The organism is Glutamicibacter sp. M10, assembly GCF_025452055.1.
In the GTDB taxonomy this organism is placed as follows: domain Bacteria; phylum Actinomycetota; class Actinomycetes; order Actinomycetales; family Micrococcaceae; genus Glutamicibacter.
Map to the genome: position 1 here is coordinate 1,454,314 of NZ_CP104918.1, position 14,928 is coordinate 1,469,241.

General features: G+C 56.1%; 16 protein-coding genes. 10 read left to right on the forward strand and 6 right to left on the reverse strand.

What is annotated here, in order from left to right:
- Window positions 1-124: 124 nt before the first annotated feature.
- Window positions 125-2,584: a transglycosylase domain-containing protein gene (locus tag N6V40_RS07100; RefSeq protein WP_262199524.1), complete on the reverse strand. Its 2,460-nt coding sequence runs from the start codon at window positions 2,582-2,584 to the stop codon at window positions 125-127.
- A 138-nt stretch (window positions 2,585-2,722) separates the two neighbouring features.
- Here N6V40_RS07100 and N6V40_RS07105 point away from each other — a divergent pair, with 138 nt between their 5' ends.
- From N6V40_RS07105 to N6V40_RS07115, 3 genes are all read left to right on the forward strand, one after another.
- Window positions 2,723-2,878, forward strand: coding sequence for a Sp36 family protein (locus N6V40_RS07105; protein WP_165477294.1), 156 nt, complete (start codon window positions 2,723-2,725; stop codon window positions 2,876-2,878).
- Between the two features lie 32 nt (window positions 2,879-2,910).
- The gene (locus N6V40_RS07110; RefSeq protein WP_262199525.1) at window positions 2,911-3,387 is read left to right on the forward strand and encodes a RidA family protein; all 477 of its coding nucleotides are present in this window, start codon (window positions 2,911-2,913) and stop codon (window positions 3,385-3,387) included.
- Window positions 3,388-3,448: 61 nt separating this feature from the next.
- Window positions 3,449-4,363, forward strand: coding sequence for an NUDIX hydrolase (locus tag N6V40_RS07115; RefSeq protein ID WP_131089815.1), 915 nt, complete (start codon window positions 3,449-3,451; stop codon window positions 4,361-4,363).
- A 66-nt stretch (window positions 4,364-4,429) separates the two neighbouring features.
- Here N6V40_RS07115 and N6V40_RS07120 read toward each other — a convergent pair whose 3' ends face one another.
- On the reverse strand, window positions 4,430-5,107 hold the full coding sequence (locus N6V40_RS07120) for a Crp/Fnr family transcriptional regulator (RefSeq protein WP_131088916.1): 678 nt from the start codon (window positions 5,105-5,107) through the stop codon (window positions 4,430-4,432).
- 203 nt (window positions 5,108-5,310) lie between these two features.
- Here N6V40_RS07120 and N6V40_RS07125 point away from each other — a divergent pair, with 203 nt between their 5' ends.
- Window positions 5,311-6,501 carry a MarP family serine protease gene (locus tag N6V40_RS07125; protein ID WP_262199527.1) on the forward strand — a complete coding sequence of 397 codons (1,191 nt, stop codon included), beginning with the start codon at window positions 5,311-5,313 and terminating at the stop codon, window positions 6,499-6,501.
- A 6-nt stretch (window positions 6,502-6,507) separates the two neighbouring features.
- On the opposite strand, the gene aroQ is transcribed toward N6V40_RS07125, so the two are convergent.
- Both aroQ and acs read right to left on the reverse strand, forming a co-directional pair.
- Window positions 6,508-6,960, reverse strand: coding sequence for a type II 3-dehydroquinate dehydratase (aroQ, locus tag N6V40_RS07130; RefSeq protein ID WP_262199528.1), 453 nt, complete (start codon window positions 6,958-6,960; stop codon window positions 6,508-6,510).
- Window positions 6,961-7,085: 125 nt separating this feature from the next.
- A complete protein-coding gene (gene acs / locus N6V40_RS07135; RefSeq protein ID WP_131088913.1) occupies window positions 7,086-9,089 on the reverse strand; it encodes an acetate--CoA ligase in 2,004 nt (667 codons plus the stop codon).
- Between the two features lie 175 nt (window positions 9,090-9,264).
- Here acs and nth point away from each other — a divergent pair, with 175 nt between their 5' ends.
- The 4 genes from nth (at window position 9,265) to N6V40_RS07155 (ending at window position 10,731) form a co-directional block, all read left to right on the forward strand.
- Window positions 9,265-10,059, forward strand: coding sequence for an endonuclease III (gene nth, locus N6V40_RS07140; RefSeq protein WP_262199530.1), 795 nt, complete (start codon window positions 9,265-9,267; stop codon window positions 10,057-10,059).
- On the forward strand, window positions 10,056-10,220 hold the full coding sequence (locus tag N6V40_RS07145; protein ID WP_262199532.1) for a hypothetical protein: 165 nt from the start codon (window positions 10,056-10,058) through the stop codon (window positions 10,218-10,220). The genes nth and N6V40_RS07145 overlap by 4 nt, the downstream gene beginning before the upstream one ends.
- 77 nt (window positions 10,221-10,297) lie before the next feature.
- On the forward strand, window positions 10,298-10,570 hold the full coding sequence (locus N6V40_RS07150; RefSeq protein ID WP_262199705.1) for an NUDIX hydrolase: 273 nt from the start codon (window positions 10,298-10,300) through the stop codon (window positions 10,568-10,570).
- A 5-nt stretch (window positions 10,571-10,575) separates the two neighbouring features.
- Window positions 10,576-10,731, forward strand: a complete 156-nt coding sequence (locus tag N6V40_RS07155; protein ID WP_262199534.1) for a hypothetical protein — start codon at window positions 10,576-10,578, stop codon at window positions 10,729-10,731.
- A gap of 11 nt (window positions 10,732-10,742) precedes the next feature.
- On the opposite strand, the gene N6V40_RS07160 is transcribed toward N6V40_RS07155, so the two are convergent.
- Entirely contained in the window at window positions 10,743-12,107 is a 1,365-nt protein-coding gene (locus N6V40_RS07160; RefSeq protein ID WP_262199706.1) for a bifunctional 3'-5' exonuclease/DNA polymerase, read from the reverse strand.
- An 11-nt stretch (window positions 12,108-12,118) separates the two neighbouring features.
- Window positions 12,119-12,391, reverse strand: coding sequence for a hypothetical protein (locus tag N6V40_RS07165; protein ID WP_262199535.1), 273 nt, complete (start codon window positions 12,389-12,391; stop codon window positions 12,119-12,121).
- A gap of 144 nt (window positions 12,392-12,535) precedes the next feature.
- On the opposite strand from N6V40_RS07165, the gene N6V40_RS07170 reads away from it, so the two are divergent.
- Both N6V40_RS07170 and N6V40_RS07175 read left to right on the forward strand, forming a co-directional pair.
- Window positions 12,536-13,600 (forward strand): CpaE-like family protein, encoded by a 1,065-nt coding sequence (locus tag N6V40_RS07170; protein WP_262199537.1) that lies wholly within the window; start codon window positions 12,536-12,538, stop codon window positions 13,598-13,600.
- Entirely contained in the window at window positions 13,597-14,811 is a 1,215-nt protein-coding gene (locus N6V40_RS07175) for a TadA family conjugal transfer-associated ATPase (RefSeq protein WP_262199538.1), read from the forward strand. The genes N6V40_RS07170 and N6V40_RS07175 overlap by 4 nt, the downstream gene beginning before the upstream one ends.
- Window positions 14,812-14,928 lie beyond the last annotated feature (117 nt).

Below are 14,928 nucleotides of genomic sequence, written 5' to 3' on the forward strand. Positions count from 1 at the left end.
GCCATCGTCCTTTCATGCCCGGGGGCTACTTCTCATGAAGTCCGCTATTGCCAATCTAAACCGAAAGGCCGCGTTCAACCAAAGTTGAACGCGGCCTTTGCTTGGCAGCTAGCTATTATTCGGACTAATCAGTGGACTTCGGCGGCTTAGGTTTAGACGACTGTGCCGCCTTCTTCCTTGCCTCTTCAGCCTTCTTCTTAGCTTCGGCTGCTGCCTTCTTCTTAGCTTCGGCGGCTGCCTTCTTCTTGGCAGCTTCAGCCTTTGCCTTAGCCTCGGCAGCGTCCTTCTTAGCTTCAGCCTTCTTCTTGGCGTCGTCGGCTTTCTTCTTAGCCTCGTCTGCCTTCTTCTTGGCTGCAGCATCCTTCTTAGCTTCGGCCCGATCCTCGGCAGCTTCCTTAGCATCAGCGGCACGCTGTCGAGCTTCAGCTTCTGCTCGTTGCTGGGCAGCAGCTCGCTTCTGTGCTTCGGCGGCAGCCCGAGCCCTAGCAGCGGCAGCCGCTGCAGCAGCGTCCTGCTTCTCGCCTTCGGTTTTTGCGCTTTCCGGAGTGGAAGGGATTACAGGTGCTGGACGTTTGCCCGGCTTACCAAAGCCCTTGCGCTCGTACTGAAGGACTGCATCCTTCATGAAATCGACCCACAACGGTGCAGCGTAGGTGGAGGAGTCAACCATTTCAGGTGCTTGCTTATCATTGATGATTGCGCCGTGCAGCGAATTCTGCTCAGTGGCAGCCTTGCCGTCCAGACGGCCTACCCACGTAGCGGTCGAGATGCCGGTGGTGAAACCAACAAACCAGGTCGAGGTGGCGTAGTTGTTAGTACCGGTCTTACCAGCGATTGGTCCCTCGACAACACCCTTAGAAACACGCTTGGTAGCGATCTTCTTCAGAGTCTTATCAAGATCGGCAACATAGGTTGGATCAACCTCTTGTGAGCAAGATTCGCCAGCGACCTTGTACTCGTTGTCAGCTGAATCGGTCACGCCGGTGATGGCGCGTGGCTTGCAGTACTCGCCCTTGTTGGCGAAGGTAGCAAATGCTGCTGCCTGCGACAGTGGGGTGATGTTGGCTGAACCAATGATGAACGATGGGTTAGCTGGGCTGATTGGACCTGGCTGACCATTATCAGCATCCTGATCCAAGACGCCAAGGCGCTTGGTGTAGTCAGCGATGGTGCACAAGTCGGTTCGGTAGGCTTCCTGAACGGTCGCAGTGTTAATGGACCAGTACAAGCCGGTATCAACGCTCATCGGGCGGTAGAAGCCCTTTGAAGCGTTCTTTGGCTCCCACTTGGTGCCCACGGTAGCGGTGCTGCCAGGCAGGCAGGAAGCGCGGAACTTCGTGCCAGGTTGGAAGACCTGCTTCTTTGCATTGATGGTGTCGTTCATGCGGTTACCCTCAGTGAGCCAACCCAAGGTGGTGTAAGGCTTCATGGTGGAACCACCCTGGAAACCACCGGCACCACCCTTGGAGCGCTCAACTGCGAAGTTGTAGTACGTGCTCGAGCCGGTATCTTCCTTCTCTGGACCGTACTCGGTGTTCTGAGCCATGGTCAGAATGTTGCCGGTGCCAGGCTGGACCGAAACTACTGAAGAGTGAATGTCCTTGTTGGACTTGGCGTTCGGATCGATCGCCTCGCGAGCGTCGTTGGCAGCCTTTTCGTTCAGCTTGCTGTTCAGCGTGGTCTTGATGGTCAAGCCACCACGGTAGAGCAGACCTTCACGGTCTTCCTTGGTCTTACCGTAAGCTTCATCGCTCAAGATCAGGTTGGTGACATAGTCACAGAAGTAAGCGTTGTCCTTGGCCGAGGAGCAACCCGAAGGGGAAACACTTGGCTTGAGTTCGAGATCAGACTTCACAGCCTCGTCGTACTCTTTTTCGGTGATGACGCCGGTGCGGTACATGTTGCCAAGTACCTTGTTACGGCGGTCAAGCGAACGCTCAGGGTTGTTGATTGGGTTGTAAACGTTGGGCAGCTGAACCATGCCCGCAAGCATGGCGGACTGCTGGACGTTTAGATCCTTGGCATCAACCGAGTAGAAACGGTGCGCTGCGGCCTGGATGCCGTACTCGCGACCCGAGAAGAGCACCAAGTTCAGGTAGCCTTCAAGGATTTCGTCTTTCGACATTTCCTTTTCAATAGCTACCGCGTACTTCAGCTCGCGGATCTTTGCGGCGTAATCCTTCTGACCAGAAATGGTCGACTCTTCCGAGCCGGTGAGCTCCTGGTTGTTCACCAACAGGTTGTTTACATACTGCTGGGTGAGCGTGGAAGCACCGGAACGGGATGAGGAAGTAAGGTTGCCGATTACTGCGCGGGCGATACCGCGAGGGTCGACACCCTTATGCTCGTAGAAGCGCTCATCTTCCACCGACACGATTGCCTTCTGCATGTGTGTGGAGATGTCATCAAGTTTCACCGGTTCGCGGTTCTGCTGATAGAAGGACGCAATGGTCTTTCCGTCCGCGTCCAAGATCTTTGAAGGCTCCGAAATTGGGAGCTTTTCAAAGGTGCTTGGAAGTGCACTAATGACGCTGTTACCGGTGGTCAAACCGGTTTTCGCGATAGCTGCTACGGGTACGAGCATACCTGCTGCGAGCACACCACACAGGGCGCTGATTCCGAAGAACGCAACGACTTTCCCTAACGTGGTGGCGGTATCAAAAAGGGGGACTTCTTGGCTGCCATACCTATTAGTTTACAAGGACGCGATAACGTATCCAGTATGACTAAATGGGAATACGCTACTTTGCCACTCTTGATCCACGCTACGAAGCAGATTTTGGACCAGTGGGGAGACGATGGCTGGGAGCTGGTAACTGTTGTTCCAGGTCCCAACGGCTCCTCGCCAGTGGCCTACCTGAAGCGCGAAAAAGAATAATAAATTAACACTTCCTAAAGGAGACAAAGCCCATGCAAGAAGCCACTTCTTCGCGTGTCGAAGCACGCCTAGCTGAACTCGGCCACACGCTGCCAGGCGTAGCGAAACCAGTTGCCGCGTACCTGCCGGCAGTAACTACCGGCAACTACGTGTACACCTCGGGTCAGCTTCCACTGATTAATGGTGAACTCTCAGTTGTTGGAAAGGTTGGGGCAGAAGTTTCAGCTGAAGAAGCGAAGGCTCAGGCGCAGGTAGCTGCGCTGAACGCTTTGGCTGCCATCAAGGCTGAGATCGGTGACCTAGATCGCATTAAACGAATCGTGAAGGTTGTCGGCTTCGTGTCGTCAGATCCTTCGTTCACCGGACAGCCTGGCGTCATCAACGGAGCCTCCGAATTCCTCGGTGCGGTCCTGGGAGATGCCGGCCTGCATTCACGTTCGGCCGTTGGTGTCGCCGTACTGCCGCTGGATGCGCCAGTCGAGGTTGAGGTCATCGCTGAATTTGAGTAGTTCATTTCAGTCGCCAGTTGCGCGGACCGCAAGGGCTTTTCCTTGTGGCCCGCGCAGCGGCATGGTGCGCCGAATCTTTGATGTGCCTCCGCACCAGATCCCTACTGCCGAAAATTGGTTTACCTTCGGCTCTCGCACACCTCGAAGTCCGCGCCGCGCATCCTCTGTTGCGCTGGTGCACGATTGCGCGAACGGTGTGGAAACTTACCTGACCTATCGGCCAGGCGGCTCACCGTTGGGCAACGTAGCCTTTCCAGGTGGTAGCCACGAGGCCAGTGACCGAGCAACTTACCAATGGTTTGGCCCAAGTCTTTCTCAGTGGTCCAAGCGCATGGACGTGCTGGATCAGCAATTAGTGCAGGCCTATATTGTCTGTGCCATCCGTGAGCTGTTCGAAGAGACCGGCATATTATTAGCCGGCACCGATGAGCAGTCTATTGTCGAGATGACCGACCCTGATGACTGGATGAGCGCTCGGGAAGCCATTGCGGTTCAGGACTTATCCTTTGATGAATTTCTTCGCCGTCGCGGACTGGGACTACGCACCGATTTGTTGCGCCCGGTCTCGCACTGGCTCAGCCCAAACTTTGCGCTGCGCAGATTTGATACCTGGTACTTCGCGGCTACCGTTCCCACTCGCCAAGAACCGACGTTGCTTCGTGGCAAAGGAAAATGGGCCCGCTGGAATGTTGCCAAACAAGTTCTCGCCGGCCGCGAGAGCGCCGCGTTGGGAGACCTCGTAGGCCAGCCCAACACCGTAGGGCTCAATCTTTCGCAGATTAGTTACCCCGCAGTGGAGCTGATCCTTGAGGCCATGTCGGATGCCAACGGAGTTGTGGCTTACCTTTCGCGGTCTAGGGCCCTGGACCTAAAACACCCAGACTTGCTGGTGCGCGATGGAATCCACTATCTGGAAGTGCTCGGCTCAATGAGCGCTGAGTCATCGCGTCCATGGCAGGCTCTGGCCGGTCACTAAAAAACTAGAGTTAAACACAAAGGCCGAATATCCATGATGGATATTCGGCCTTTGTACTAAGTGCGTTTAGCGTGAACGCTGACGCAGACGCTGGATGTCTAGAATCACGACAGCGCGTGCTTCTAGGCGGAGCCAGCCGCGCTGTACAAATTCAGCCAATGCCTTGTTTACGGTTTCACGCGATGCGCCAACCAGCTGAGCGAGCTCTTCCTGGGTTAGCTCGTGAGCTACCAGGATGCCGTCAGTTGCTGGGCGTCCGAAGCGATCAGCCAAATCCAACAGAGCCTTGGCAACACGGCCAGGAACGTCGGAGAAGACTAGGTCCGCTAGGGACTCGTTGGTGCGACGCAAGCGAGCAGCCAGAGCCTGCAGCAATTGGATCGAGACCTCAGGGGAGTTCAGGATCGCCTTGCGCATGTTCTCGTGGCTTAGACCTGCAAGTCGGGTTTCCGACACAGCAGTCGCCGTAGCGTTGCGTGGGTGTGGATCGAATAGGGCCATTTCGCCAAACAGTTCGCCTGGGCCAAGAACAGCAATCAGGTTTTCGCGACCATCCGAAGAGGTGCGACCCAGCTTAATCTTGCCCGAAACGATGAAGTACAGACGGTCGCCTTGATCGCCTTCACGGAACACCGATGCACCGCGAGACAGATCAACCTCGGTCAATTCTTCGGTCAACGCGGTAAATACTTCATCACCAAGCGACGCAAACAGTGGCGCGCGACGCAGTACCTCGATATCCATTAAATCTCCTGTCAACAGTAGTAGGCGCTTACTTCATTGTGCCGTATTCAGTAACAATGTGACAGTTTCCACACGTGGTTTTACCAAGAAAATGTTGAACGTCACGCTCATCAGGTCAAAACTCGCGGATATGCTCGCAGAAATCCATCAGCTTCTAAGGGTACCTTGGTTAATACAAAGTAAATGAACGCATTGGAGTCTTGGTGCTCGGAATTTTCAGCTGGCTCGACATAGTCATCTGTGCAGTTTTACTGATCTTTTTCATCATCGGACTCCGCCGAGGTTTTCTTCTAACCGTCGGTGACATGGTGGGCCTCATTCTTGGAGGTGTTGCCGCGTTCTTTGCCATCCCCTTGGTTTCAACCTTTGCCACTAATCCGTGGTGGCGTGTTGGGCTGATGGTCGCCACCGCAGCGGTGCTGATCATCCTTGGCCAAGCTCTAGGCAGGGTTATCGCCACACGCATTCGGCACTGGATGAATGTCGATTTTTTGCGTTCAGCTGATCGCTTTGCCGGCGGTGTGCTTTCCGTGGTCATTAGCGCCACGATCATTGGTGGTCTGGCGTTTTCCACCTCCAGCATGGGCATTCCGCAGTTATCCATGGAGATTGGTAAGTCAGGGATGATTACCGCTATCCGCTCGGCGACTCCGCAGTTTGTGAACTCAGCAATTTCCAGCGCACGTTCTAAAGTGATCGCTGAAACCTTGCCGGCCTTCCTGGATCCGTTTGCACCGCAGGTTGATCAGCCGGTGGACCACAATTGGCAGGCCACTGACTTGCAGCGCGCCGCTTCCGAATCAGCTGCCAAAGTCTCGGGCACCGCAGTTCAATGTGGTGTGAACCTAACCGGCTCCGGGTTTGTCGTGGCACCAGAAATGGTCATGACAAATGCTCACGTGGTCGCAGGCTTGGGCTCAGCAACAGTAGAAACCGGTCGTAATGAAGTTCACCGCGGAAACGTCGTTTACTTTGATCCTGAGACCGATATTGCTTTGCTTTATGTCGAAGGTTTACAGACCCCGGCCATCGACTTGGCACCTGATGAGCTCACTCGCGGCGACGCCGCAGCCTTCATCGGCTACCCAGCCGGTGGTCCGCAGCAAATCCGCAGTGCCGTCATCGCTTCCCGAGCCAACGTGTCTATCGCGAATATCTACGGTGAAGATCCAGGACGAATCTCTGTCTACCAGCTCAGCGCCCAAGTAGCTCAGGGTAATTCTGGCGGACCTCTGCTAGACGAAGAAGGCGAAGCCGTTGGCCTGATCTTCGCTAAGTCACGCAGCGATGATCAGGTCGGCTTCGCACTGAGTCTGGACGAAATGGAAAACGCGATGGAGCTTGGCGGCTCGAATCGAACCTCAGTGAGCACCGGGGACTGCATCGCCAACTAGCCTTGTTTACTTGCTCAGGAGGTGCACCAGTTGCTCAACGGCCAGCTTGTAACCATTAACGCCGGCTCCCACAATGATCGAGCTTGCTACCGGTGAGATGTAAGAGTTGTGGCGGAATGCCTCACGCTGATGCACGTTGGAAATGTGCACCTCGATGGTTGGAAGCTCCACACCGCTGAGTGCGTCGGCAATGGCTACCGAGGTGTGGGTGAAGGCGCCAGGATTCATGACGATACCGGCGGCAGTGCTGCGTGCTTCGTGGATCGCATCGATGAGTACACCCTCATGGTTGGACTGCAAGGTGCGCAATTCATATCCGTGGGCCGCCGCGGTGTCGCGGGCCAGCTGTTCAACGTCAGCCAAGGTGTCGTGTCCGTAAATCTTGGGTTCGCGAGTACCGAGCAAGTTCAGGTTTGGTCCGTTGAGTAGCAAGATGGTGCGCGATGCGTTGTCAGTCATGGACTCAAATCTATTACATCCTCACGCATTCGTTGCCCAACCTTTATTGATGAACGAGAAAACGCCACCGCCGTGGAGAACAATGTTGTTGTTCTCCACGGCGGTGGCGTCGAAATATTTCTGGATTACTTACCCATGGACTGGGCGATCTGACTCATGACGGTGGAATCCGAGAGAGTTGTTGCATCGCCAACTTCACGACCTTCGGCCACGTCCTTGAGCAGACGGCGCATGATCTTGCCTGAACGTGTCTTAGGTAGTTCAGGAACCACCAACACGTGCTTCGGCTTGGCGATCGGTCCAATGTCCTTACCAACGTGGTTGCGCAAGGTAGCCACAACGTCTTCACCTTCAGCAGGCTCGGTTTGCAAGATGACAAAGGCAACTACAGCTTCACCGGTGGTGTCATCCTTAGCGCCAACAACAGCTGCCTCAGCCACATATGGGTGGGCAACCAAGGAAGACTCGATCTCGGTGGTGGACAGGCGATGTCCGGACACGTTCATCACGTCATCCACGCGGCCGAGCAACCAGATGTCACCGTCTTCATCCTTCTTAGCGCCGTCGCCGGCAAAGTACATGTTCTCGAAGCGGGACCAGTAGGTCTCCTTGTAGCGGTCCATGTCGCCCCAGATGCCACGCAGCATCGATGGCCACGGTTCGCGGATGACCAAGAAGCCACCCTCGCCATCGCCGACCGATTCACCGGCTTCATCAACTACATCAATGCTGATACCTGGCACCGCTACTTGAGCCGAACCTGGCTTGGTATTGGTGACGCCGGGCAGGGGAGCGATCATGTGGGCGCCGGTTTCGGTCTGCCACCAGGTGTCCACGATCGGCGTTGGGTTTTCTTTGAGTTCACCGTTTTTGCCGTTGTTGGTGCCGATGACCTCGCGGTACCACATCCAAGCTTCTGGGTTGATTGGTTCACCAACCGAGCCCAGCACCCGCAGCGAAGACAGATCAAATCCATCGGGAATGGAACGACCCCACTTCATGAAGGTACGGATAGCGGTTGGCGCGGTGTAAAGAATGGAGACCCCATACTTTTCCACCAGTTCCCACCAGCGACCCTGGTGCGGAGTGTCCGGGGTGCCTTCATACATCAGCTGGGTGGCACCATTGATCAGCGGCGCATAGGTGACATAGGAGTGACCGGTGATCCAGCCAATGTCCGCGGTGCACCAGTACACGTCAGTTTCTGGATGCAGGTCGAAGGTATCGCGGTGAGTGACCGCACCCTGGGTGAGGAATCCGCCCGTGGTGTGCACGATGCCCTTTGGCTTGCCGGTGGTGCCCGAGGTGTAAAGCACAAACAGTGGGTGCTCGGAATCGTGTGGCACCGCGGTGTGCTCGGTGGAGGCCTCGTCGACAACTTCGTGCCACCACTTATCCAGTGGGCCAAACTCCACTGGTTCGCCGTTGCGCTTAACGACCAAGACGTTCTGCACGGTGTGGCCCGGAGCAGTCAGTGCACCGTCCACGGCAGGCTTCAGTGGGGAAGGCTTGCCACGGCGCCAGGTGCCGTCGGCGGTGACAACCAATTTTGCGTCCGCGTCATCGATGCGGCTGCGTAGCGCGTCGGCGGAGAATCCACCGAAGACCACTGAGTGGATTGCGCCGATGCGTGCGCAGGCGAGCATGGTGATGACCGCTTCAGGGATCATCGGCAGGTACACGGCAACACGGTCACCCTTGGCAACACCCAAGGATTCAAATGCGTTGGCAGCCTTTTTGACCTCTTCGGTCAGCTGGGCGTAGGTGTAGGTGCGGGTGTCGCCCGGTTCGCCTTCAAAGTAGATGGCCACACGATCGCCCAGACCGTTTTCGACGTGACGGTCCAGTGCGTTGTATGCCGCGTTGAGCTTGCCCCCGACAAACCACTTGGAAACCGGTGCTTCACTCCAGTCCAAGGTCTGCGTGAAATCGGTGTCCCAGGTAAGTACCTTGCGCGCCTGATCAGCCCAATATTGCAGGCGGTCAGCGTTGGCCGCCTCATAGCTGGCCGAGGTGGCTACGGCTTGGTCACTGAACTCTTTGCTCGGAGCAAAGGCACGGTCTTCGTGTGACAGGTTGTCTAGGGTTTTTGAATCGCTCACGGGCTTCGTTTCCTTCCGTGTAAACATAAATATTCTCTGTGATCAAAGTTACATCCTTATAAGGCTTTGGAGGTGAATTGTGTTCTCGAACAGGGAGAAAGAGTGTGATTTCTGCGCTCAACGGTCAGCTCACAGCGATGAACAGCAACTAACAACGGTGTCCCACAGTGAAAACACGGCCCGCACATGACACGATCTATCCGTGGCGAAAAAACCAAAATTGGAAACTGAACTGGGGCTCAAGCGTCGAGCGCGCAAAATTAATCGGGTGCTGGCGCAGACCTATCCCTATGCGGTCCCGGAACTCGACTTTGAAAACCCCTTCGAGTTGTTGGTGGCGACGGTGCTCTCAGCGCAAACCACCGACGTGCGGGTCAACGCGATCACCCCGGCGCTCTTTGCACGTTTCCCGGATGCGCTGGCAATGAGCCAAGCGGAGCGAAGCGAGATCGAAGCGCTGATTAGGTCCACCGGGTTCTTCCGGGCAAAAACCGATTCCTTACTGGGGCTTTCCGCGGCACTGGTCGAGCGCCACAGCGGACAGGTTCCACCCAAGCTCGAAGAACTCATCAAGCTTCCCGGAGTCGGACGTAAGACCGCCAACGTGGTGCTAGGCAATGCCTTTGGCGTGCCTGGAATTACCGTTGATACCCACTTTGGTCGTTTGGCCAACCGCTTTGGGTGGAGTGACGAAACCGATCCAGTCAAGCTGGAACAAGCGGTAGGAGCACTCTTCGAAAAGCGGGACTGGACCATGCTCAGCCACCGCGTAGTTTTCCACGGTCGGCGCATCTGTCACGCTCGCAAACCCGCCTGCGGAGTATGCCCGGTGGCGTCCTTGTGCCCCTCGTATGGAATCGGCGAGGAAATACCCGCCAAGGCTAAACAGTTGCTTAAGTATGAGCTCGCACTGGGGCGCGAAGACCTGCTGGCAAAGATGCAGGCAGGCGCCACTCGCCGGCAGCTGCGGGAGCAAGGATATGGATTGGACGCATGAGCGCACGTAGTGAACTGAAGCAGGTTATTGCCAAGATTCAAGCCAAGGTTGGTGCGGCCCAGAAGCTGCCCAAGGAATGGATTGAACTTGATCTTGGCGCCGGGCCTGCCCGCAAAGCAGCGGTGCTAATTCTTTTGGCGCCACCGGTGATGGTTCTTTAGCGCAGAACACGAGCGCTAGGGATCTGGATCTGCTTTTTGTTGAGCGGGCCACCACCTTACGCAAACATGCTGGACAGATTGCCTTCCCAGGCGGTGGCATTGATCCTGAAGATTCGGGCGCCACTGATGCAGCTTTACGCGAAGCGTGGGAAGAGACAGGGGTAGATACTAGCGGCATTGAAGTGTTGGGAAACCTCGCAGAGACCGAACTGCCGGTCTCAAACTTCTTCGTCACCCCGGTGATCGGTTGGTGGCATGCCGAGTCCAAAGTTCACGCAGTAGATCCTGGCGAGAGCGCTGGTGTTTTCCGTGCACCGGTCGCCGAATTACTGGATCCAAAAATCGGCTGACTGGCGTGGTTCAGCGCGGAGGACAGAAATTCAGCTCACCGGCCTTCCAGTTTGGTGAACGGATCATCTGGGGCTTCACCGCTATCGTCTTGGACCGACTGTTCACAGACCTGGGCTGGACCAAAAACTGGGATACCCGGCGCGAACTACAAATGAACTAGCGGCTCAACCTTTATTTGGCTTCCCCGTAGTTGGCATTAATGGCCACGCTGACGGGGAAGTATGGTGAAGCGGATCCAAACAGGGTACGCCCTGCGAGCATCGCAGCGTGCCGGACCAGCTCCTGCAGCTGGTCAGCCAATTCGACCGGGCATTCAAAAACGATCTCATCGTGAACAAAAAATACTTGTTTGCATACTGAATCCCAGCCGGCGGTGTGGATCAGATGACGGGCATGACCCATCCACACCAGCGCCCATTCGGCCGCGGTGGCCTGCACTACGAAGTTTCGGGTAAATCGGCCCCGGGAGCGAGCAGCTGCGTCGGCTGCACGTTGTGAACCTTCATCAGCGGTATCTCGTTGCGCCCGCATCCACGCATCATCGGCCGGTGGGCAACCACGGCCCAAGAAGCTGCGCACACCTTGGCCCTGTTCGCCGGCTTGGGCAGCCTGCTCAACAAATTTCATGGCGGTAGGAAAACTGCGGGTCAACGCCGCACCCACGGTGCCCGAAGCACCGCCGCCGCCACCATAAATGACCGAGAGCATCCCCAATTTGGCTTCTTGGCGGGTGGAGACCAACTTGGCATCAAGCAACCATTGGTACAGGTCATCTTGCTGCCCAGCCTTTTGCAACTGTTGATCGTTGGAGATCGCCGCCAAAATACGTGGTTCCAGTTGCCGGCCATCAGCCACCACAAAGGTCCGGCCCGCAGTGGTTCGAACGACCTGGCGGATAGCGTGGGGAAGCTGCAAAGCTCCGCCACCTGAAGCAGCCCAGCGCCCCGAAGCCACAGTGCCAAGAACATAATGTGGATGGAAGCGAGAGTTTTTCACCCACTGATCCAGCCACGCGTCCCCATGGCTGCTGGCGAGTCGAGCCAGTTTTTTGTATTCCAAAACCTGGCTCATCAACGGGTGATTGATCTGCTCAAGTTCCCAAGCCCGCACCGAACGCACCGCAAATCCAGCCTTGTGCAATGCGCGCAAGAGTTCTTGCGGGGAGTCAGGATTGAGCCCCGGGGTGTTCAGGGCAGAAGCCAACTCCTGAGCCTTGGCCGCGAGCTTTGGCGGGCGCGAATAGTCGGTGACCCGTTCGCCTAACTGTTCACGCAATAGTGCACGGTGTTCGGACTCATCCCATGAAAGCCCTGCTGCTTCCATCTCGCAGGCAATCAGCGCACCCACCGACTCAGCGTGAACTAGTAGTTCAAGGCGTCGTCGGGCACTAGGATCAGCTGGCATCGCTTGGCGTTGCTGGGTGTAGAGCGCGATGAGATCTTCCAAAGACTCACCGGAGGAAGGAGCGGCAAAGAGCGCGTCCTGATTAAAGCGGTCGGAGGAAGAAGGCGGACGTTCAAGATCAAAATCGGGGATAACTTCAGAAGCTAGGGAGTGCGGTGCATGATGCGCTGCGCCAAGGAAAGGATGTACGCCTTAGCCAGATACACCCCGGCGGCCACCAAAGGTGTCATCCACGGATCGGTGCGCAGCATGGCCCAGCGCGGTTGAAGCTCGGCCTCGGTAGTAGCAATAACGCTGACAAAGTCTTCACGAGTGACCGCGGTGGTTGGCTTGAGTGAGACTCCGGTTTCGGACTCACGGATTTCAATCAGGGCGTAGCCTTCAGGATCGGAAGCAATAAAGGCGATGGCACTCATAGCTCCATTGTGCCGTGCCAGCATCAGATATCCCCAGTTGGCTCCGGGGCTTGTACGTACTTCTTTGCCTGATGCCACGCTCGAAGTATGAAATGGCTAACTGACACCACAGTGGGACCCCAGTCTCAACGAACTGATCGCTTTGTGATCACCAAGCTTGATAACCCGGTGGGAACACTTGCCCCTGAACCAAGCCAGCTACCTGACATCAATAGGGGCAACGAACCGGTGTGCACCATCGTGAGCAACGATCCGAAAATTATTGAGATCTGTGCGACCATCGCCGTCGGCGCGGCCGTGCGCATCATTCAATGTACGGAACCTGCATCGCTATCTCTGGGGATCGCGGGCCCGGTGCTCTGGGGTAGTGATATGGCGATAGTTGCCGGCCACCAGAATTATTCGGTTGATGTTTTGGTGGGGCTAGAACCTGATGCATCCCATCTGTGGGCGCTAGCAAGCCGCATTCCCAAAGCCCGCGTTGCGCTGTTGCCCTCGGCCGGTCAATGGCTCGGAGAGTATCTAGGCTTGTGGGCCATGCGCGCCGGTCACGGCCACACCTTGGCTGTTTCCGCCACAGCTGGGGGACTGGGAACAACCACGCTGGCCATGTTATTGGCTCACGCTGGAACACTGAGCGGATTACGTAGCGTTTTGATTGATTTAGACCCACATTCACAAAGCCTGTGGCCATGTATTACCACCAGAGCGCCAGTAGGGGTTGGGTGGGAAGAATTGGTGAAGTCCGGCGGAGCACTCGCTGCCCACCAGCTTGCAGAGACGCTGCCAAAACTACGCGAGACTTCGGTACTCACCTGGTCACAGGCTAATGAACACGAAGTATTGGAAGAACAACTACTCATCAGACTTCTCGCCGCAGCGCGCCAAGGGTTCGACTTTGTGGTGCTAGATACCGGCCGGGCGGTTCATCCTCAGCAAGAGATTATCAACCAATTTCTAGACCGCCACGTGTTTGCTGCCAACAACACCACCATTCCCAAAACGGGGGAAACGGTGCTGTGCGGTGAGTCGCGTTTGCGCAGATCTACAGAAGATCACGCGCAGATACTCGGATCGTTCCCCCTCAATAGCAGGATCATCAAAGCCACTGGGCGCGGGGAACTACTTGATTGCTTCAAATCCCGCACCTTGCGACAAGGACTAGCGGATTTTTGCTTGATCCCACAAGTTCAGGAGCAACGCTCATGAGTTCAGGACGCCACAGCAAAGACGGCATCATGGTGGCCACCGGCCATGTGTTGGATGCAAAAATCCTTGAATCAGTACGCGAAAGGGCGCTGCTCTCCGGTGGACAACTTGATGCCATCGCGTTGGCCGGTGCAGTTCATGATTCGGGAGCAGCCTTGGGTGCACAAGGTGCAGCGCAGTCTTTAGAAATTCTGCAACACGAAGTTGCCGGACTGTCGATTCTTGAACCATTCGCGCGCATCCCGGATGTCACCGACGTTTTAGTAGACGGACAAGGCCAGGTATGGACGGATTCCCCACGAGGCTTAGAGCTCACCGATTTTAGCTTCTCTTCAGCTGAACAAGTCCGTGAGCTTGCAGTTCACTTAGCTACCTTGGCTGGGCGGAGACTAGATTCGGCCAGTCCGTTTATGGACATGAGCCTGAAAAACTATCGCGTTCATGCAGTGCTTCCACCTATCGCTGCCGCGGGACCGCTGATTTCAATCCGTGTAAAACACAGCACACAGCTGGGGCTGACCGAAGTGCTGCAACATTCTCTGGGCTTCTGGGATCCGCTCTTGCGTGCCATCGCCACCCAACAAATGAACTTCTTGGTCACCGGAGGAACAGGTAGCGGAAAGACCACCTTGCTTCAGGCAATGCTGGCCGAGGTAGGAGCACAACAACGCCTAATCATAGTTGAGGACTCTCAAGAGCTGCAGGTGAATCATCCCCACGCAGTCTCCCTACAAACTAGGGCAGCCAACGTGGAATCGGCCGGACTGGTAGAACTCAAAGATCTGGTCATCCAAGCACTGCGAATGCGTCCAGACAGATTGATCGTAGGGGAGTGCCGCGGCGAAGAAATCAGAGACTTCCTCGCAGCAATGAATACCGGACATCAAGGAGCCGCTGGCACCCTGCACGCAAATAATCCAGAGTCGGTTCCTGCCCGCTTGGCAGCACTGGGAGCCCTGGCTGGGTGGAGCGTTCAGGCAACCTCACTTCAAGCGTCCAGTGCATTGGACCTGATCATCCATCTCAGCCGAGGAGAGCACGGACGCCGTGGACCAGTGGCACTAGGAACTCTAGAAACCGATGAGTCAGGACGCATGTTCATGCACACCCTGATTGATCTGCACAGCACCGACCCCATGCCAGAAAAGGCTCGGGCGGTGCTGGAGAAAAGTTCGGAGCTAAGCTCATGTTCAAGATCTGCGCGGACTTGAATCAGTCCATGGCTGTAGGGCAACGGCCATGCTGATCCTTATCTGTTGCGCCATGGCGCTGGCCCTAGGGATTCCCGCACATCAAAGTGAGCATCATCAGCCCGCTCAATTCTGGAG